General features: G+C 34.3%; 13 protein-coding genes. 3 read left to right on the top strand and 10 right to left on the bottom strand.

The genetic code is table 11. From position 1 onward, the window contains the following. The first annotated feature begins 81 nt into the window (after window positions 1-81). Together yidD and lgt are read left to right on the top strand one after the other, a co-directional pair. A complete protein-coding gene (gene yidD / locus Q1W72_RS12930; RefSeq protein ID WP_099714647.1) occupies window positions 82-330 on the top strand; it encodes a membrane protein insertion efficiency factor YidD in 249 nt (82 codons plus the stop codon). Between the two features lie 68 nt (window positions 331-398). Beyond that, window positions 399-1325, top strand: coding sequence for a prolipoprotein diacylglyceryl transferase (gene lgt / locus Q1W72_RS12925; protein ID WP_099714646.1), 927 nt, complete (start codon window positions 399-401; stop codon window positions 1323-1325). 60 nt (window positions 1326-1385) lie between these two features. Here the strand turns inward: lgt and Q1W72_RS12920 are convergent, their stop codons facing one another. Continuing rightward, window positions 1386-3653, bottom strand: a complete 2268-nt coding sequence (locus tag Q1W72_RS12920) for a T9SS type B sorting domain-containing protein (protein WP_099714645.1) — start codon at window positions 3651-3653, stop codon at window positions 1386-1388. A 236-nt stretch (window positions 3654-3889) separates the two neighbouring features. On the opposite strand from Q1W72_RS12920, the gene Q1W72_RS12915 reads away from it, so the two are divergent. Further along, a complete protein-coding gene (locus tag Q1W72_RS12915) occupies window positions 3890-5776 on the top strand; it encodes an IS1634 family transposase (RefSeq protein WP_302134830.1) in 1887 nt (628 codons plus the stop codon). Window positions 5777-5892: 116 nt separating this feature from the next. Here the strand turns inward: Q1W72_RS12915 and Q1W72_RS12910 are convergent, their stop codons facing one another. From Q1W72_RS12910 to Q1W72_RS12870, 9 genes are all read right to left on the bottom strand, one after another. Beyond that, on the bottom strand, window positions 5893-6507 hold the full coding sequence (locus Q1W72_RS12910; RefSeq protein ID WP_099716285.1) for an acyloxyacyl hydrolase: 615 nt from the start codon (window positions 6505-6507) through the stop codon (window positions 5893-5895). Between the two features lie 134 nt (window positions 6508-6641). Beyond that, a complete protein-coding gene (gene secDF, locus Q1W72_RS12905; protein ID WP_099714644.1) occupies window positions 6642-9614 on the bottom strand; it encodes a protein translocase subunit SecDF in 2973 nt (990 codons plus the stop codon). Window positions 9615-9840: 226 nt separating this feature from the next. Further along, window positions 9841-10776 carry a malate dehydrogenase gene (mdh, locus tag Q1W72_RS12900; RefSeq protein WP_099714643.1) on the bottom strand — a complete coding sequence of 312 codons (936 nt, stop codon included), beginning with the start codon at window positions 10774-10776 and terminating at the stop codon, window positions 9841-9843. A 93-nt stretch (window positions 10777-10869) separates the two neighbouring features. Then, window positions 10870-12813: a DNA topoisomerase (ATP-hydrolyzing) subunit B gene (gyrB, locus tag Q1W72_RS12895; RefSeq protein WP_099714642.1), complete on the bottom strand. Its 1944-nt coding sequence runs from the start codon at window positions 12811-12813 to the stop codon at window positions 10870-10872. Window positions 12814-12994: 181 nt separating this feature from the next. Next, a complete protein-coding gene (asnB, locus tag Q1W72_RS12890) occupies window positions 12995-14611 on the bottom strand; it encodes an asparagine synthase B (protein WP_302135682.1) in 1617 nt (538 codons plus the stop codon). Between the two features lie 195 nt (window positions 14612-14806). Continuing rightward, window positions 14807-16432: an amidohydrolase gene (locus tag Q1W72_RS12885; protein WP_099714640.1), complete on the bottom strand. Its 1626-nt coding sequence runs from the start codon at window positions 16430-16432 to the stop codon at window positions 14807-14809. A 174-nt stretch (window positions 16433-16606) separates the two neighbouring features. Then, on the bottom strand, window positions 16607-18283 hold the full coding sequence (gene asnB, locus Q1W72_RS12880) for an asparagine synthase B (RefSeq protein ID WP_099714639.1): 1677 nt from the start codon (window positions 18281-18283) through the stop codon (window positions 16607-16609). A 233-nt stretch (window positions 18284-18516) separates the two neighbouring features. Beyond that, window positions 18517-18966 (bottom strand): hypothetical protein, encoded by a 450-nt coding sequence (locus Q1W72_RS12875; protein ID WP_099714638.1) that lies wholly within the window; start codon window positions 18964-18966, stop codon window positions 18517-18519. A 179-nt stretch (window positions 18967-19145) separates the two neighbouring features. Beyond that, the gene (locus Q1W72_RS12870; RefSeq protein WP_158234589.1) at window positions 19146-20954 is read right to left on the bottom strand and encodes a TonB-dependent receptor; all 1809 of its coding nucleotides are present in this window, start codon (window positions 20952-20954) and stop codon (window positions 19146-19148) included. Window positions 20955-20974 lie beyond the last annotated feature (20 nt).

Here is a 20974-nt window from a genome sequence, read left to right as displayed (position 1 = left end):
TTTCTATATCAAGTCGCAGACTAATACCGTAAAATAATTTTGATTAACAAAAGTGAAGTTTTAAATTCTAATACTAAAGTCATGTTGTCAAAAATAGTTGTTTACCCATTTTTGCTATTGGTTCGATTTTATCAAGTTGCCATTTCCCCTTTTACTCCAGCAGCTTGTAGATTTGAGCCTACCTGCTCTTCCTATATGATTGAAGCATTACAAACCCATGGCTTATTTTATGGTGGATTTTTAGGAATGAAACGTATTTTGAGTTGCCATCCTTGGGGCAAAACAGGTTATGACCCTGTTCCCAAAAAAGCATGTCATCATAAACATTAACTTTTTTTAAATACGAAATTTTACTTTAAATCTTTATTTTTACGACTAATAAACAAATTTAACACTAAATGACACACGCTTTAAACATCGTTTGGAATCCATCAGAAGGGATCGATTTAGGCTTTTTTATCATTCGATATTACAGCTTAATGTTTGTAATTGCTTTTGGTTTAGGCTGGTACATAATGAAACATATATTTGAACGTGAAGGAGAATCTATAGAAAAATTAGATTCATTGTTTATCTGGACTGTACTTGCCACTTTGATTGGCGCACGTTTAGGACACGTTTTCTTTTATGATTGGGAGTATTACCGCAATCATTTATTGGAAATCATTTTACCTTTCCGTTTTTCTCCAAATTTTGAATTTACCGGTTACCAAGGTTTAGCAAGTCATGGCGCTGCCATTTCTATCATAATTGCGATGTATTTTTACAGCAAAAATGTGCTTAAAAAACCACAAATGTGGATTTTAGACCGAGTGGTAATTCCGGTTGCCAGTGGAGCCATTTTTGTGAGATTAGGAAATTTTTTCAATTCAGAAATTATAGGTCATGAAACCACATCGCCATTTGGAATAAAATTCATCAAAGATCATTTCAGTCCGATGGATGCGGTCAATGCTACTCAAATAGCCAATCCTAAAGATGCCTATACAGCAATAGCAACCGATCCAAAATTTGCATCATTACTGGAGCAGGTTCCAGTAAGACATCCTACGCAATTGTACGAAGCATTTTGTTACGTTTTTGTTTTTGCTATTTTATTTTTCTTGTATTGGAAAACCGAAAAAAGAAATAAAACAGGATACCTATTTGGTATGTTTCTAGTCCTTTTATTTTCTGTTCGTTTTGTAGTGGAATCCGTTAAGGAAAGCCAAGGTGGATTCGAAAGCGCTTTGGGATTATTCTCTACAGGACAATGGCTAAGTATTCCTTTTATACTTATAGGACTGTATTTTATTTTTACTGCTGAAAAACCTCTTAAAGTATAACATCATATTTACTTAACAAAACGAAAAAGCTCCCGTCGCAATGGGAGCTTTTTTGTTTTATTATCTTTTTAATGAAAAATGGGATTTGAATTTCTTAGGAATATCTTGTTCAGTGTACTCAATACTGAACCAATAATCATTCGCTGGCATTGGCTGTCCAATGTACGTTCCATCCCATCCCGTGCCATTTGGAAAAATTTCTTTTAAAAATTTACCATGACGATCAAATATTAGAATTTTTGAATTTAATTGGTCTTGCAAAGCAAAAACATTCCAAGTATCATTATACCCATCAGCATTTGGTGTGAAAAACTTAGGATAATTGATTACTAAAACATTAGTTCTAGTTATTGGCGGACTACAGCCATTTTTGTCTATAACAGTAACGGAATGAGTTCCTAAAGAAACATATTCAAAAACGGGGCTTTCCTGAAATGGTCCATCATCTAATTGATACAAATAATCGCCAGTTCCTGTAGCGATAACTGTCACTATTTGATTTTTCGCAAAAGCCTCAGAAACTGTCCAATCTACATCTAAAAGGGTATTTGAGGGAGTCACAGTAACATTAATTGTTTGTGAAGTGGCACATTGATTTGAATTTGGAGAAAAAACATAAGCACCACTTGCCATATTGTTAACAATTGCGGGTGACCAAGTTCCTGAAATTCCATTTGGAGAAGTAGTATTCAAAATAGGCGGTATACCTCCCATACAGATTGACAAATTAGAAAAATTAGGCTGAACAAGAGGAGTAACAGTAACTGCTAATGTTTGGCTATTGGCACATTCAGATGCATTTGGCGTAAAAACATAACTTCCGCTAGTTGTATTACTAACTGTTGATGGCGACCAAGTTCCTGTGATTCCATTAGGAGAAGTTGTTGCTAATATTGGCGCAGTAGACCCTGAACAAAATGGGGCTATTGCGGGAAAATTAGGTGTTCCTTTTGGTATAATCGTCACACTTAATGTTTGTGTAGTCGCACATTGATTTGGATTTGGTGTAAAAACATAGTTCCTGCTAACAGTATTACTAATCGTTGATGGAGCCCATGTACCAACAATACCATTTGGAGATGTATTTGCCAAAAGTGGTGCGGTAGTTCCAGAACAAAACGGTGGAATACTTGCAAAATTTGGCGTAACAACCGGTACAATATCTATTGTGACTCTTGTAGGTGTTACTGAAGTACATTGTCCTGTATTAGGTGTAAAAGTATAAGTAACTGGACCTAAAACTGCCGTATTAACTGTAGCTGGACTCCAAGAACCTGAAATAGCCGGTGTATTATTTGAAGTTGTTGGCAAGATTGGTGCAGTCGCATTTTGGCAAACTGTAGTTGGAATACCCGTAAAAGTTGGTGTTACCAATGGGGTAACGATTACATTCAAAGTTTGTGTGGTAGCACATGGAAACAAAGTTGAATTTGGAGTAAATACATAACTTCCGCTAGTCGTATTACTTATTATTGCTGGCAACCAAGTTCCTGTGATTCCATTTGGAGATGTAGGACCTAGTAACGGTGCTGGAGTTCCAGTGCAAAAAGGAGCAATAGCAGGAAAATTAGGAGTTACTGTTGAAGTTCCGCAAGGTACACTACAAGTGATAGTTTGTGGAGGCACACAAGGATGTGTAGCTGAAGACAATGTTAATGTTGCTGATTGCCCTGGTAACATATTAAAGACTTGAAAATGAGAAACACCTGTACTTCCGTTTACAGGAGAACCACCTTGAATTGTATAGGTGTAATTATACGAATTAGAAATCAGAGGATTATTTGACCAATCAAAAAATACGGAAGAAGCTCTATCAGCTGGTAAAATCTGCGAAGCGTCACATCTGAAATTAAGAATAGTGGCGCCATTATTAGCAACTACTATAACATCAATTTTTGAACGAGTACTTTCAACACCTCCTACAGTTTCACTAACATAATAAGAAGTAGTTCCTACGGTAGCTGTTGAAGGAATTGGCGCGGTAGCTGATGCCGTTCCCCCAGTTGCGTTTGTACCATACCAATTTAATGTTCCTCCGGAAGATGCTGTGGCCGTCAATGCAGTTGCTACAGCATTTTGACAATAATAAACAGGAGTAGTAACTGTTGGTGGCGAAGCTAAAATATCTGAATTTTCATTTCTAGATATAAGAAATAGTAAAGCATCCTTAGAATTAGAACTTGTTTTTAAAGTAAAAATCGAGCCACTCTTAACTAATCCAAGGCTCTTGTTTTCAAGACCAATGCTGCTATTTTTAGCATGAAGAATTGAATTAGACAAAATTGTAATTAAAAAAATAAAAACGAAAGACTTAATAAATTTTTCCATTATTAGTTAGATTTTAATTTCATCAAAAAAACAGCGAGCTTTAACCCAACTTGCAGGGTTGAATGACGATAAAAGTTAATTAATTGTTAATTACATCATTTTAACAATCATTTCTGTAAGTTTTTATTTAAAAATTGGTATTTTTTGTATTCAAAACAGGTGTTTTTTAGGTAAATTCCGTTTTGTAGTCCCCAGCAAATCTTGTCTTTAATGGGGATATTTCCGATTTTTACTAAATGTATTTCAAATCTACTTTTCGTCGAAATCCTGAAACAGGCAAAATGGAATCCTACTACCGATTGGTAGAGAGTTTTCGTGATCAAAACGATATTGTTAGAAACAGAACTATTGTAACTGCTGGATTTATAGACCATTTAACGGCTGAGGAATTGAATTATATCCAGAAAAAATTGACTGAAAAACTCAATGGAAAAAACAGCTTGTTTGAAGATGATTTTCAAGAACATCTTTGGGAGTATATTGATGAATTGTATTCCAAAATACTAAAATCAAACAAAATAGATAATTCTCATTCTTCCCAAAAAGACATTCACAGTGTAGATTTGAACACACTAAAACACACTGAAGCACGTGAACTAGGAGGTGAATGGATGAGTTTGCAAACATTGAAGCAACTAAAAATAGACCAGTTTTTATTGGATAAAAATTGGCCGGAAGAACAAGTTCAATTGGCACTCACTCAAATTATAAGCAGAGCCGTTTATCCCGCGAGCGAAAACAGAACCAGTAAATGGATAAAAGAAAATTCGGCTATTTGTGAATTAACCGCTTATCCTATCAAAAAAATAACAAAGGATAAATTATATCAATCTGCCTTAAATTTGTATCAAGTTAAAGATGAGATGGAAAAATATTTGTCTCAAAAGACCAATGAATTATTTGATATTGAAGATAAATTTTATTTGTATGACCTAACCAATACCTATTTTGAAGGTCAGAAAAAGAACAGTGATTTAGCTCAGTACGGACGTAGCAAGGAAAAGCGAACCGATGCCAAACTAGTTGTTTTGGCAGCTGTTGTAAATGTAGAAGGCTTTTTGAAATATTCCAATATCTACCAAGGGAATATGGCCGATTGCAAGACCTTGTCCGATATGATTGATAGCCTTCGTGAGGCTACGAGTGAGTCCACAAAAAAGGCTTTGGTGATTATGGATGCTGGTATTGCCACTGACGAAAACTTGAAATTGGTGACAGAAAAAGGATATGATTATTTATGTGTAAGCCGTACTAAACCCAAAAAATATGCCTTAAAAAATGAAATCCCTACAATAGTTTATGACAAAAAAAATCAGAAAATAGAGCTGAATGAAATTGAAGGTGAAGAACAAAATCAGTGTGTTTTCAAGGTGAAAAGCGACATGAAAGCAATGAAAGAACGTTCAATGAATCGCAAATTTAAAACCCTTTATGAAGACACATTAACCAAACTTGCCAATGGATTAGCCAAAAAATCGGGGATAAAAAAGCAAGAAATTATAAATCAAAAAATAGGGCGATTGCAACAAAAATATCCCTCAATAGCCAAGCATTACCAAATTGATTTATTGGTTGACCAAAAAACGAGCAAGGTAACTTCTATGAAATGGGAGGTCAAAGAAAGTCAAATAAATCAGAAAAAAGAACATGGCGTTTATTTTATAAAAACGTCTCTAAAAGAAAGGGATGAGCAAACAATTTGGAGAATATACAATTGCATACGAGAAATTGAAAGTACTTTTAGAACGTTAAAAACAGACTTGGATTTACGACCTATTTATCATCAGAACGATGAGTCAACTATGGCACATTTAAACCTTGGATTGTTAGCCTATTGGATCGTAAATACGATTAGATATCAACTAAAAGTAAAAAAAATAAATCACGATTGGCAAGAAATTATGAGAATTGCAAATACTCAAAAGTTAGTTACAACAGAGATAAAAGATGTACTTGAAAACACAATCGAAATTAAGAAATGTTCAGAGCCAAGCCCTAAACTAAAGGAAATTTACTTAGCCCTAAACTATAAAAAATGTCCCTTTACCAGGAAAAAATTTGTAGTCCCCAAATCTGAAATCCTAAAACAAGATTTCCTTTTTAAACAAAGGTTTACAAGCTAAAGTCTGCAAGTTGGGTTAACAAATATTTAGTAAATATATAAATTTTATACTTTCATAATCTATAAGTTCATAGATATTAATAGATTATACATAACATAGAAAATTCAGAAGTAATTCTATAAAGGAAATGAAAAAGCAAAATCAATATTTTTAGTATTATAACCTGAATTTGAACCTTGCAATCCAGCATTGGACACATGACGAAAATTCGGTCTTATGTCAACTGTTATTTTATTTATTTTAAAAGTAAAACCTAAAGCTAGTACATCTGAAAAAGCAAAACCTTTTGACAATCGCTCTGTCTCTGTGTCAGTAAACATAGGTCCAACACTACCAAGAATATAAATACTAGCTGTTTTAAAAACTGGTTTACGCATCAAAAAACCAATATTTAAAACATATTCTTTTATATCTTTTAACTTGGTATATCTTTCTCTTTTTTCAATATAATTGGGGTCATCAGGCTTAACAAAATATAAATTCAATAGTTGATGTTTCGCAAAGTTTAGTTCTGGTTGCAACAAGATTTCATATTGAAAATGTTTTGTTTGTTTTACGGTATAGTATACTTGTAGTTTATAGTAACTGTTTGTATACGTATAATCGCTATTTTTTAATTCAGTTCCAAAACCATAACCAAAACCTAACTTTACTTTACTCAATGTATCTTGAGCATAAAATGTTTGATAACTAAAGACTATAATTAAAATAAAAATTATTTTTTTACACATGAAATTTAGTTTATAGCCAATATATTTCTTTACCATTAAATTACAAATAAAAACTTAAAATTGCCATTATGAATCAAAAAAAAGAGATTCAACTTTCGCTGAATCTCTTTTAAAAATTTATATAAAAAGCTCATTTAGCTTTCTTGATGTGCTTTTTCTACCTTGCTTTTATCCTCTTTAGATATTGTATCCACAAGTACCGGAGTAGCAATAAACAATGAAGAATATGTTCCTACGATAATACCCACTAACATAGCGAATATAAATCCTCTGATAGATTCCCCTCCAAAAACAAACATGATTAATAAAACCACAATCATTGTTAATGAAGTATTGATTGTTCTAGACATTGTTGTATTAATAGATTGATTTACAATCTCAGCAAAAGTACCTTTAGTTTTACCTGCTAAATACTCTCTAACTCTATCAAATACAATAACAGTATCATTCATAGAATACCCAATAACCGTTAGAATCGCAGCGATAAAGTGCTGATCGATTTCCATACCAAAAGGCATAAATTTATAACACAAAGAGTAAATCCCTAATACAAAAACAACATCATGCGCAATAGCTGCAATTGCACCTAAACTATATTGCCATTTTCTGTAACTGATCATTAAGTATAAAAATACGATAGCCATTGCTCCAAGTACTGCCCAGTATGCGTTTGTTTTAATGTCTTCTGCTACTGTTGGACCAACTTTAGATGCTAGTAAAATACCTGATTTTTTACCATCATAAGCATTTACAAATTTCTCATACGTCATATCTGCTGAAAAATGTTGTTTTAAAGTAGCAAACAACAATTTATTCACTTCTTCATCAGCTTTAATTCCTGGCTCCTGAACTTTATATTTTGTTGTGATTTTTAATTGATTATCACTACCAAAAACTTTTACTTCAGCGCTACCATCAAAAACTTTAGCTAACTCCGCTTTTACAGCTTCAGTTTCAATTGGTTTTTCAAAACGCACTTGGAATGTTCTTCCTCCTACAAAATCAACCCCTTGATCTAAACCATTTGTTGCCAATGAAATAATACTTATAACAACTACAACACTAGAGAACAAATACGTCCATTTTTTTACTCCTAAGAAATCAAAGTGAAAGTTATTAAACATATTCTTAGAGAAGTTTGTAACAAACGTCAAATTATTCTTTCTACTTATGTTCCAATCAATGAAGATTCTTGCAATGAAAATAGAGGTAAATAATGAAGTTACAATACCAATCAATAATGTAGTAGCAAAACCTTTAATTGGTCCTGAACCAAAAATAAACAATACCGCTCCTGTTAAAATATGCGTTACGTTAGCATCAGTAATTGATGACATTGCACCTCTCCAACTGTAAGAAGTTTTAATGGCTTCCTCTAATGTTTTACCTGAACGTAATTCTTCTTTTGCTCTTTCGTAAATAATGATATTCGCATCAACTGCTGTTCCCATTGTTAAAACGATACCTGCAATACCTGGCAATGTAAGAACTGCCCCAATACTTGCTAAAATTCCGAATAAGAAAAGTAAGTTAACCGCTAACGCTACATTAGCATACCAACCTGCTTTACCATAATATATCATCATCCAAAGTGATACTAAAAGCAATCCTATCAAAGCAGAATTAGTACCATTATCAATAGCTTCTTGCCCTAGGGATGGTCCTACCACTTCTGATTGAACAATATCTGCAGCAGCAGGAAGTTTACCTGCTCTTAAAACATTCGCTAAATCTTTAGTTTCTGTAACATCAAAAGCTCCTGAAATTTCAGATCTACCACCAGAAATTGGACCTGTAGATACTCCCGGTGCAGAATAAACCACATCATCCAAAACAATAGCAATATTGCTTTTTTGAGTATATGCTCTACCTGTTAATTCTTCCCAAGATTTTGCTCCTTGACCATTCATTTGCATTGAAACCGCTGGTTTACCCATTTGGTCAAATGTATCTTTTGCATCAGTAACAACACCACCACTCATAGAAGGAACATTGTCTCTGTTCCCTTTTAAAGCGTATAATTCTACAGCATCAACACTTTTTGCTTTAGCATCTTTAATAGTCATTGGTTTACCCCAAACAAATTTTGCATAACGTTGGTCACCTGCTAATAAAACTCTTATATCTGCTCTTTTCAAATATCCGTTTACTACGGCAGTATCTTTTGGAGAGAAAAGCCCTAAAACTGGACCTCCACCTTGACCAATTATTTTATCAAATAAAGGATTTTCTCCTTTTTTAGTAGCAGTTGAATCTTTTTCATCTGTAAGTAATGCACTTAAAGAATCTTTTACAACTGGTTTTACTTCAGTAGTTTTAATTTCAGTTTTTTTCAATGACTCATTAGCAGCCATTAAGAAATTACCAATTTCTTCAATTTTATACGTTTCCCAAAACTCTAATTGAGCTGTACTTTGTAATAATTTTTTAATTCTGTCTACATCTTTTGCACCAGGAAGTTCTACAAGGATTCTTCCAGATTCTCCTAATTTTTGAATATTAGGTTGTGTTACACCAAATTTATCGATACGTTTTCTTAAAACACCAAAAGCACTTTCTACAGACTCATCTACTTTTCTGGAGATAACCTTTTTTACTTGTGCATCTGTCATTTGAAAATCAACTCCACCTTCACCTTGCAAACTTCTGTTTGCGAAAATATCAGGAGATGCTAATTTTACAGTTCCTTTTGAATTTTCATCAAAAGCATCATAAAAAGCATCTAGATACGATTGATTTCCTTTTTGATTTGCAGTAGCATCAGCCAAAGACTTATTGAAAATTGGGTTTTTAGAATTATTCGATAATCCTTTTAAAATATCTTTTACTGATATTTGAAGTATAACATTGATACCACCTTCTAAGTCAAGACCTTTATTGATTTGTTTGTCACTAACTTCATTGAACGTAAAATCGGTAAAACCAAGATTAAATACTTTTTCTTTACCAATAGAATCTAAATATTTTACTTCTTTTTCAGGATTTCCACCTGCAAAAGATTTTGCATCACTTTTTACTTTGCTCGCGACAAAAGTGAAAGAAAGTTGGTAAATACTTACCAATGCAAATAGAATTGCGAAAAATTTAATAAGTCCTTTATTCTGCATTATTACTAAAAATTAATTATTTTTTATTTATTTATTTTTGCTTTAAACCTTATAGAATAAGACTTGACATCGATTTTTTAAATTCAAAAAAGAATATCTCGAACTACATCATTTTTTTAAACCGAGCAAATATATAATTAACGTTAAGATTAACCAATTTATTTATTAATTAATCTCAAGAAAAAGACTGCATATTAGCAGTCTTCCTTATTATATATGTATTTTTTTATGCTAAAATCGATTTTAAGGCATCATTCATTTGTCTAACGGCATCAGCACTTTTAGCAAATAAGGCTTTTTCTTGTTCATTGAGCTTAATATCAAGAATTTCTTCCACTCCATTTTTACCAATAATACAAGGAACACCTATACAGATATCATCTTGACCGTATTCTCCTTCAACAAAAACGGAACAAGCTATCATTTTCTTTTGGTCATTCAAAATACTGTCAACTAAGAAAGCAACTGAAGCACCCGGAGCATACCAAGCTGATGTTCCTAAAAGCCCCGTAAGTGTAGCTCCACCTACCATTGTATCTGCAGCTACTTTTTGTAATTGTTCTTCTGATAAAAATTGAGAAACCGGAATTCCATTATAAGAAGCCAATCTTGTCAAAGGAATCATAGTAGTATCACCATGTCCACCAATAACCATTGCTGAAATATCATTTGCAGGTTTATCTAAAGCCAAAGACAAATACGTTCTGAAACGAGAGCTGTCTAATGCTCCTCCCATGCCTATTATTCTATTTTTTGGCAATCCAGTAGATTTCAATGCTAAATAAGTCATGGTATCCATAGGATTAGAAACTACAACTATTATAGTATCCGGTGAATGTTTCAATACGTTTTCAGCAACCGTTTTCACGATTCCTGCATTAATACCTATTAATTCTTCACGAGTCATCCCTGGTTTTCTTGGAATTCCTGATGTAATCACAACTACATCACTTCCAGCGGTTTTAGAATAATCATTAGTAACACCTGATACTTTGGTATTAAAACCCGTATTAGTAGCACACTGCATAATATCTAAAGCTTTTCCTTCAGCAAAACCTTCTCTGATATCTAACAACACTACTTCGCTGGCAATTCCTCTATAAGAAATTACATCTGCACAGGTAGCACCTACATTTCCTGCTCCTACAATGGTAACTTTCATATTTTAAAGTTTATTCGGTTATTAGTTAATTTGGTTAATCTCTATGGTGTCAATCGTAATTTATTCTAACAAAAAGCAAACGATTAAACTACGTTATGCATCAATATTAGCATAAACTGCATTCTTCTCAATAAATTCTCTTCTTGGTGGTACCTCATCACCCATTAACATAGAGAAAACTCTATCGGCTTCCGCCAAACTGTCAATAGTTACCTGACGTAAAGTTCTGAAACTTGGATCCATGGTAGTTTCCCACAATTGCTCCGCGTTCATCTCCCCAAGACCTTTATAGCGTTGAATTCCTGCGCTTCCACCCATTCTTTCATTCGCTTGATCACGTTGTACGTCATTCCAAGCGTATTCTTTCTTGTTCCCTTTTTTAACTAAATATAAAGGTGGTGCTGCAATATATACGTGACCTTCTTCGATTAATTCTTTCATGAATCTAAAGAAGAATGTCAAGATTAAAGTAGAAATGTGGCTACCATCGACATCGGCATCACACATAATAATTACTTTATGGTAACGCAATTTTTCAATATTCAACGCTTTACTATCTTCGGCAGTTCCAATTGTAACACCAAGAGCAGTAAATATATTTCGAATCTCTTCGTTTTCAAAAACTTTGTGATGCATTGCTTTTTCTACGTTCAAAATCTTACCACGTAATGGCAAAATTGCTTGAAACGCACGATCACGACCTTGTTTTGCTGTTCCACCTGCCGAATCTCCCTCGACAAGATATACTTCACATTTTGCAGGATCTTGTTCCGAACAATCAGAAAGTTTTCCTGGCAATCCACCGCCACCCATTACGGTTTTGCGTTGTACCATTTCACGCGCTTTTTTGGCTGCGTGACGTGCTTGTGCTGCAAGAATTACTTTTTGAACGATGATACGGGCATCATTTGGATTTTCTTCCAAATAATTCTCAATCATTTCACTCACTGCCTGACTCACCGGAGAAACAACTTCTCTGTTCCCCAGTTTTGTTTTAGTTTGTCCTTCAAATTGTGGTTCAGCAACTTTTACCGAAATAATAGCTGTCAATCCTTCACGGAAGTCATCACCTGAAATATCAAACTTCAACTTATCTAACATTCCAGAAGCATCTGCATATTTCTTTAATGATCTGGTCAAACCAGTTCTGAAACCTTGCAAGTGCGTTCCTCCTTCATGTGTATTGATATTATTCACATAAGAGAAAATATTTTCGGTATAACTTGTGTTATAAATTAACGCAACTTCAACCGGAATCTCTCCTTTTTCATGGTCCATAGAAATAACGTGTGCAATAATTGGCTCACGATTTCCATCTAAATAACGGATGTATTCTTTTAAACCTTCATCAGAATGAAAAATTTCAGAAACAAAATTTCCGTCTTTATCTAATTCTCTTTTATCTGTAAAAGTGATTGTAATTCCTTTATTCAAAAAAGACAATTCACGCATACGAGCTGACAAAGTATCATATGAATACTCTATCGTTTGGGTAAAAATACTTGGATCAGGATAAAAAGTTACGATTGTACCTCTTTTAGACGTTTCCCCAATTTGTTTAACCGGATACAACGCTTTTCCTTTTTCGTATTCTTGTTCGTATACTTTTCCATCACTACTGTGAACGGTAGCTCTCAAATGATTGGACAAAGCATTTACAACAGAAACCCCAACACCGTGAAGTCCTCCGGAAACTTTATACGAATCTTTATCAAATTTACCTCCGGCACCAATTTTAGTCATTACAACCTCCAATGCCGAAACACCTTCTTTTTTATGAATACCAACCGGGATACCACGTCCATTATCTTCAACAGAAATAGACCCATCTTCATTTATATCGACTCTGATGGTATCACAATGACCTCCCATTGCCTCATCAATAGAGTTATCTACAACCTCATAAACTAAATGGTGTAGTCCTCGAACACCTACATCTCCAATATACATTGATGGACGCATTCTTACGTGCTCCATTCCCTCTAATGCCTGAATACTATCCGCTGAATAATTGTCCTTCTTGATTTCTTCGCTCATATATTTTATTCTAAAAAAATGTAATTTTTGTCTAACACGCAAATATATAAAAACGCAAATTATATAACCGTTAAAATCCCTTTTTAAGCTCTTAAGTTATTAACATTTGTTCATATAACCACAAAAAAAACGCTCTCAAAATCGAGAGCGTTTTCTATTCCTGCAAAATCAATTTAATATTTTAAACCGTAACTCCTGTTTTAGCAATTTCGGTATCTGCCTGAACGTGCGCTGCATTGGCTCTTCCGCTTGGATCCTGATTTTCTTGCCATTTCGGAATCCACTTTCTAACCGTTTGTGCCGCACTAACTTGCGGATAATATTTGTTAAATATAGATCTGTAAAAATACGCTTCTTTAGTCGCAGGGGAATTGTATGGAAATTCAGCTGCAGCTCCGGCTAATTGCTCATCAGTAACTTGAGAGGAACAGTATTCAATCAATTGATCAATCCAGTCGTATCCTACTCCATCTGAAAACTGTTCTTTTTGTCTCCATAAAACCTCTTCTGGAAGATATGGATTATCCGGTGTGTCAAATGCTTTTCTCAGAATGTATTTTTCCTTTCCATCGTACGTTTTAGGCATCTTTTCTTCTGCTTTGATACGAACTGCCATCTCCAAGAAAGCTTTGTCTAAAAACGGAACTCTAGCCTCTAATCCGTGAGCCATCGTTGATTTATCTGCCCTTAATAAATCGGCAGTAAATAATTTCTGCACTCTTTCGATTGTTTCCTTTTGAAAATCTTCTGTTGAAGGCGCATTTCTAAAATACAAATATCCTCCAAAAATCTCATCTGCTCCTTCGCCCGAAAGCACCACTTTTATTCCCATATCCGTAATCGCTTTAGATAAGAAATACATTGGCGTACTTGCTCTTACCGAAGTCACATCATAGGTTTCTAAATGCCAGATTAGTTTGTCCAATATTTTAATTCCTTCTTCGATAGTGAAGTGAATTTCGTGGTGTTCCGTTCCTAAATATTCCGCTACTTTTCTGGCAGCAGCAGCATCCGGAGCATCAGCATCTAAACCAATCGAGAATGAATGTAATTTTTTACCGTTTTCCGCCAAGAGTCTGGAAGCAATTGCCGAAGTCAATGAAGAATCCAATCCTCCAGAAAGCAACACCCCAATTGGCACATCACTCATCAATCGTTTACGAGTTGCTTCGGTCAAAGTTTCTCTGATTAATTCTAAATCTAATTCTTGGTCTGCTTTTAAATAATCTTCATATTCCGGCTTGTAATATTTTACAAAACCCGTTTTTTGAGTATAAAAATGTCCTGGAGGAAAAGTAGAAAATGTTTTACATTGATCTGCAATAGGTTTCATTTCCGATGAAAAATAGATTCTTCCTCTTTCGTCCAAACCATAATACAACGGCTTTACTCCCATTGGGTCTCTACCCGCAATAAAATCATCACCATCAACGACTACAAAAGCCCAATCTCCATCCAACATATTGCAAAAATCGTATCCAAACTCTTCGTACAAATGCACAATAACCTCTGAATCTGATTTAGTTCTAAAAGTATGTTCTTTCAAAACACCATCTCTTAATTCCTGATGATTGTATATTTCGCCATTATGAACCATATAGGCCGTTTTTGTGCCTTGTATCGGTTGTTTTCCGGAATGCAAATCGATTATAGACAACCGTTCATGACTCAAAATATGTCCTTTTTCGGTAACATGCAAATCACTTTCATCCGGGCCACGATGCGACATTCTTTTCGAAAGTTCCCCAACTAGCTGTTCATCTTTTGCTCTTCCAATAATGGCTAATATTCCGCACATAACATTATATTTTTATTTTTTACCAATTCTAACTCAACAAATATGCGATAGTAGTTACAAATACAAAACACAAACACACTATTTAGTTTAAATTTGAAACAAAAAAAATAATTTTACATTTAAAGTGTAATTAAAATACTCAATTAATAAAATTATTCCATTACAATTGTAAATCCTCAAAAAGTATCCTCTTATTTATTTCACTTTCTTGCCTTTTAAATACGTACTTGTTGGCTTCATTTTTACTATTTTATGCTCTTCTACTTTCATTAAATCCTGATCATACATTACAAAATCAGCCCATTTACCCACTTCCAGACTTCCTTTTTCTTTTTCTTCGAAATTAGAATAAGCTGCCCAAATGGTCATTCCTCTTAAAGTTTCGGCTCTAGTCAAAGCATTTTCCATCTGGAAACCACCTTTTGGGTATTCCTTACTGTCTTTTCTTGCAACTGCAGCATGAAAAGTCAGCATCGGGTTCACTTCCTCTACAGGAAAATCGGTTCCTAAAGCTACCATTCCAGCTTTTTGGAGTAATTTTTTATAAGCATACGCATTTTTCAGCCTTTCTTTCCCCAATCTATCACCAGCCCAATACATATCGGATGTCGCATGCGTAGGTTGAACCGAAGGGATAATCCCGAATTTAAAATAGTCAAAATCAGCTTCACGCAAAACTTGGGCATGCTCAATTTTCCATCTTCGGTCTTTAGTACCTTCTAAAACTTGTCTGTATATTTTTAAAATCACCGTATTTGCAGAGTCTCCAATGGCATGTGTGTTGAGTTGAAAATCCGAAACCGCAATTTGCCTTGCCACTTCTTTTAATTCTGTAACCGGTGCCAACAAAGCGCCATATTGGTCTGGCTTGTCAGAATACGGTTTGTGCATGCAAGCGCCACGAGAACCCAAAGCGCCATCACCATACATTTTAAAAGAACGGACATTTAGATTATCGGTTTTATAAATTCCTTTTTTTAGATACAAGTCGATATTTTTTTGATTTGCTGTAATCATAGCATAAACATTAAGCTTCATCAATTTTGCTTTTTGCAAACTATCCATCAAATGAATAATATCCGGATCTAATCCTGCATCATTTACAGTTGTCAATCCATAATCAAACATCACTTTTTCAGCATCCAATAAAGCGGCTATTTGTATTTTACGAGTTGGTTTCGGAATTATTTTAAAAACCAATTCCATCGGATTATCAACTAAAATTCCTGTTGGTTCCCCGTTTACAATTTCAATTTGACCACCAGCAGCTTTCGTATTTTTTGTAATTCCGGCCAATTTCAATGCCTTACTATTCACTATAATTGCATGCCCGTCAACTCTATTCAATACTACAGGAATATCAGGAAAGGCAGTATCCAATTCTGCTTTTGTAGGATATTTTTTTACTTTCCAATCGTTTTGATCCCAACCGTTACCTACAATAAACGTTGGATTTTTATCTTTTTGAAAAGCCTTTAAACGAGTAATTATTTCGTCCATACTTTTAGTACCGCGCAAATCAGCTTCCTGTAAACTTAATCCATAGCTGTAAAAATGACAATGCGCATCAATCAAGCCTGGATAAATAAATTTCCCTTCGGCTTCTATCGTATTCTTAGATTCATATTGTTTTGCAATTTCACGATTTGTACCAATAGCTACAATTTTTCCCTCATCAATTGCCATAGCCGAAGCCTTTTCAAAAGAATTATTGATGGAATAAATCGTTGCATCTGTAATAATGGTATCAACGGAAATCTTATCCTTTTGATCACAGGAAATCAATAAAAATAAAGCAAGGAATGATGTAATAAATCTCATAATAAACAATTTAGTTATGCTAATATAAAAAAACTCCACCTAATTATTTTAGACAATGCCGTAATTATATTTTTTTCAAATTGTAACCTTCTCCATAAAAATAGTTCCCATAAAAAAACGCTCTCGAAATGGAGAGCGTTTTTATCTATTTATAAAATCTTATTTCAATACTGTTTAGGCTTTTGCATATGCATCATCATGCACACTAGCTACTGCTCTTCCTGAAGGATCATTCATGTTCTTGAATGCTTCATCCCATTCCAATGCAATTTTTGTACTACACGCCACACTTGCTTCTTGCGGAACACACAAAGCTGCGGCATCACTTGGAAAATGCTCATGGAAAATAGAACGATAATAATATTCCTCTTTTGAAGTTGGCGTTTGTAGAGGGAACTTGTATTTGGCATTTGCTAATTGTTCATCCGAAATTTCAACAGCTACAACCTCTTTCAAAGTATCAATCCAACCGTATCCTACACCATCACTAAATTGTTCTTTTTGTCTCCAAGCAACACTTGGCGGAAGCATTTCTTCAAAAGCTTTACGAACTACCCATTTTTCCATAGGATGTTCCTTGTTGATCATTTTATCTTGTGGATTAACTCTCATCGCCACATCCATAAATTCTTTATCTAAAAACGGCACACGTCCTTCAATTCCCCATGCTGCTAAACTTTTGTTGGCACGCAAACAGTCATACATGTGTAATTTACCTAATTTACGTACGTTTTCTTCGTGGAATTCTCTTGCGTTTGGCGCTTTGTGGAAATACAAGTATCCTCCAAAAAGTTCATCTGCTCCTTCACCCGATAATACCATTTTAATTCCCATTGATTTGATGACTCTCGCCATTAACCACATTGGTGTTGATGCTCTAATCGTAGTCACATCATACGTTTCCAGGTTGTAAATCACATCTTTAACTGCATCTAAACCTTCCTGAATAGTGAATTTTATTTCGTGGTGAATAGTTCCAATATGATCTGCCACTACTTGTGCAGCCGCTAAATCTGGAGAACCTTCTAATCCTACTGAGAAAGAGTGTAATTGTGGGTACCAAGCATCAGCAACATCACCAGATTCAATACGTTTTTGCGCATATTTTTTGGCTACAGCCGAAGTAATAGAAGAATCTAATCCTCCTGAAAGTAATACTCCATAAGGCACATCACTCATCAATTGTCTGTGAACTGCTGCTTCTAAAGCGACTTTAATTTCGTCAATGCTGGTTACGTTGTCTTTTACGGCATCGTAATCTGTCCATTCTCTTTTATACCATTGTACAAATTCGCCATCTTTACTTGACATATAATGTCCCGGAGGAAACAATTGGATTTTAGTACAATATCCTTCTAATGCTTTCAATTCTGAAGCCACATAAAAAGTTCCGTGCTCATCCCAACCTATGTATAATGGAATAATTCCCATGTGATCACGAGCAACAAAATACTCATCTTTTTCTACATCATAAATGGCAAATCCAAAAATTCCGTTCATTTCATCTATAAAATGAGGTCCTTTTTCTTTGTAAAGTGCTAAAATAACTTCACAGTCACTTTCTGTTTGAAAGTTGTATTTCCCCTCAAATTGTTTACGCAATTCTCGGTGGTTATAGATTTCACCATTTGCAGCTAAAACAAGTTGTTTGTCTTCACTAAATAAAGGTTGTTTCCCTGACGCAGGATCAACAATTGCCAAACGCTCGTGAGACAAAATAGCTTTTTCATTACTAAAAATTCCACTCCAGTCCGGTCCACGATGACGGATAATTTTAGACATTTCTAATACTTGTGGTCTTAAAACTTCCGCTTTTTGTTTTAAATCAAAGGCACATACTATTCCGCACATAACTATATATTTTTAATGTTTTTGTTTATTTTGATAGGGCAAAGATGGAGTTATAGTTCTAATTGAAAAACACAAATGCCTTTTTTAATTACAAACAACAACTAAAAATAATTATTTGTATTTAAAATGTAATTAAAAAAGAATAAAAACAGAATTGAAGTTGTGGATTGTAAAATAGGACGCGGATAAGGCAGATGCAACTCCCGAAGTTTCGGGACGGATTATAACAGATTTTATTCAATATTCTCCACCAAATACTTCGTACCGTTAATCTCAAAAGTAAAACCTTCTTGATTTCCCATGAGTTTATTTCCCAAAGGCGATTGCGGTGATAATGCGATAATATTGATTCCTTCGACATTAATTTTTGGAAGCGCCACACTCAGGTACAAATAGATTCCGTTTGCTTTTACCAAGCTGCCCACAATGATGGTTTCGGCAATTGTAGTGGCATCAATTTTATCTAAAACTGTTTTTTGATCCAGTACTTCTCTCAATTTACGATTGAGTTTTTCCTGTTCAATATGCATCATTGACAAAGCGGTTTCGTGTTTGTCTCCGGCAGAACCTTTGGCATCGTTCTTAGAATCTTCGGTAAGCGCTACAATCATGTCTTTGAAAACATCGATTCTATCCTGAACTAATTGTAAATAATGCGTATGTATTTTTTGCTTGAAAGTCATAATTTAAAGTTTAACCACAAAGTTCACAAAGAAAGCACAATGTTCACGAAGTTTTTTTATTATAGTTTCTGTATTTAAAAAAAGTTTAATCATAAAGAAGACAAAAGGCTGACTTCTTTATGATTAAACTTTCTGTAGTCTTTGTATCTTCTTTGTGAACTTTGTAGTTAAGTAAAAAATTAAAAATCAAATTTATAGTTCACTCCTAAAATTACCTGAAAACCTTGAACTGGATAATTCTGCCATTTTTGGTAGGCATTATTAGTGATATTATTGGCTCTTGCAAAAGCAGTCAATCGATCGCTGTATTTGAATCCTACATTTGCATTTACATCAAAATAAGATTTTAAAGTTACAGGAGCAGCATTCGCTGAAAAATCAGTATTTATCTGGATATCTTTACGCTCGCCTACATAAAACACATTTGCACCAGCGAACCATTTCTCAGTTATATTGAAATCAAGATTTGAATTTATTTTAATTGTTGGCATATTCCAAGCTTCTTGCTGAAAATCATTGGTGTAACTACTGAAAGTTCCATTGATTCCAAAAGATACAGCTGAAGAAAAATCAGCTTTTAGTTCTCCGTAAAAACGCAATGTTTTCATATCGTCATACACCACTTGAAAGGAATTTCCAAAAGCATAATCCTCGTTACCCGCATTTTCAGTATAATCATTGCTTCTAAATAAAGCTTTATTTCTCTCGTTTGCATACGAAGCTTTTATATTATAACTTACTGTATTGGTTAATTTTCCTTTTAATCCGGCAAAAATATCATACTGCTTATCTGTTGGCGCAATATTCAATGTTGGTGATAAAAACGGATTTTCGTTGACAAAATCCATATAGGAGTTTTGCTCTAAATCCCCTTCGGCTCCTGCATAGAAAATCATCAAATCACCAACAACTTTGTAAGAAGCATTGAATTGTGGATACACTAAAAAGGTATTGTTGCTGTTTTCATTATCCATACTATAAAACAAACCAGCTCCAATATTCAGCGTCCAATCATCTTCCTGCATTACAAAACTGGGAACAATTCCAAAATTTGTAAAACCATATTTTACACGCTCTGTATTGGTATTTAAATAATTTTTCTTGAAACTACCGCTAACATAATCTACAATTATATTTGTTTTTACCGCGCTTTCCATTACATCAAATTCTACTGTTGGTTTTGCATAAAAACGATTTTCAGAAGATCCTGAAGCATCCGAAAAATGATTGTATTTCAGACTTGCTTTGTTCAAAATACTTTCGTTAAAGGCTACATTTCCGCCTAACGATATCGTACCGTAAGTTTGCTGAGGATTAATTCCGTTAATCAAAACCATTCTGTCTTGAGGAGTCAAAGTGCTGCCAAAATTTGCAGGTAATCCGTACCAATTATAAATTTGGTTTTGATACCCCAAATCCAAATTCCAGGACACGTCTTTTTGATTGGAACCATACATCAAGTCCAGCGATGTATCGTAAAAACCATCCTCTAATGCTATATTTTGGATTCCACCCTCAGACGAATGATGACGAAACATTCCACCAACATAATCCGTGTCATTAAGATCATGATTCACGAATAATTCCCCAATAAAGGTTCCGTAATTACCCACTCCAAAAGTGGCGTAATTTTTAAACAAATGGGCTTGTTTTTCTTTTTCTACCCCTTCTGCTTTCCCTTTGGATGGTGTAAAAGTTGAAGCTACCGGAAAAGAGAAAATCGTGTACTTTATCTTTTCTTTTTTGGCATTTGCGTCTTCATCCAGTTCAGGAATTTCTTTTACCTTGAAAGCGTCCGAAATTTTTGGCGTATACGGTTTTACAACATTTACGGTCTCTGTTCCTATTTGCTCTTTCTTTTGTGCAAACGAAAATTGGAATACGAAGAAGAATAAAATCCCCAACCCAATTCTCACTGAAGGAAAGGGAACCGAAAACGTTGCTGCCTTATTTGTGAATGATTTTATGTTCAATTGTTTAAATGTCATGTTTTATTTTTTTTACTTCT

The sequence above is a fragment of the Flavobacterium sp. ZE23DGlu08 genome, from assembly GCF_030505335.1.
GTDB classification, from domain to species: domain Bacteria; phylum Bacteroidota; class Bacteroidia; order Flavobacteriales; family Flavobacteriaceae; genus Flavobacterium; species Flavobacterium algoritolerans.
The sequence above is the reverse complement of the archived record's forward strand: the minus strand, read 5'-3'. Positions and strand labels throughout refer to the sequence as shown.

Excerpts from the sequence above, each read along its gene's own strand:
- lgt (WP_099714646.1), top strand. The coding sequence starts at position 399 with ATGACACACGCTTTAAACATCGTTTGGAATCCATCAGAAGGGATCGAT.
- Q1W72_RS12885 (WP_099714640.1), bottom strand. The coding sequence starts at position 16,432 with ATGAGATTTATTACATCATTCCTTGCTTTATTTTTATTGATTTCCTGT.
- Q1W72_RS12870 (WP_158234589.1), bottom strand. The coding sequence starts at position 20,954 with ATGACATTTAAACAATTGAACATAAAATCATTCACAAATAAGGCAGCA.
- secDF (WP_099714644.1), bottom strand. The coding sequence starts at position 9,614 with ATGCAGAATAAAGGACTTATTAAATTTTTCGCAATTCTATTTGCATTG.
- asnB (WP_099714639.1), bottom strand. The coding sequence starts at position 18,283 with ATGTGCGGAATAGTATGTGCCTTTGATTTAAAACAAAAAGCGGAAGTT.
- Q1W72_RS12920 (WP_099714645.1), bottom strand. The coding sequence starts at position 3,653 with ATGGAAAAATTTATTAAGTCTTTCGTTTTTATTTTTTTAATTACAATT.
- asnB (WP_302135682.1), bottom strand. The coding sequence starts at position 14,611 with ATGTGCGGAATATTAGCCATTATTGGAAGAGCAAAAGATGAACAGCTA.
- yidD (WP_099714647.1), top strand. The coding sequence starts at position 82 with ATGTTGTCAAAAATAGTTGTTTACCCATTTTTGCTATTGGTTCGATTT.
- Q1W72_RS12910 (WP_099716285.1), bottom strand. The coding sequence starts at position 6,507 with ATGTGTAAAAAAATAATTTTTATTTTAATTATAGTCTTTAGTTATCAA.
- Q1W72_RS12875 (WP_099714638.1), bottom strand. The coding sequence starts at position 18,966 with ATGACTTTCAAGCAAAAAATACATACGCATTATTTACAATTAGTTCAG.
- mdh (WP_099714643.1), bottom strand. The coding sequence starts at position 10,776 with ATGAAAGTTACCATTGTAGGAGCAGGAAATGTAGGTGCTACCTGTGCA.
- Q1W72_RS12915 (WP_302134830.1), top strand. The coding sequence starts at position 3,890 with ATGTATTTCAAATCTACTTTTCGTCGAAATCCTGAAACAGGCAAAATG.
- gyrB (WP_099714642.1), bottom strand. The coding sequence starts at position 12,813 with ATGAGCGAAGAAATCAAGAAGGACAATTATTCAGCGGATAGTATTCAG.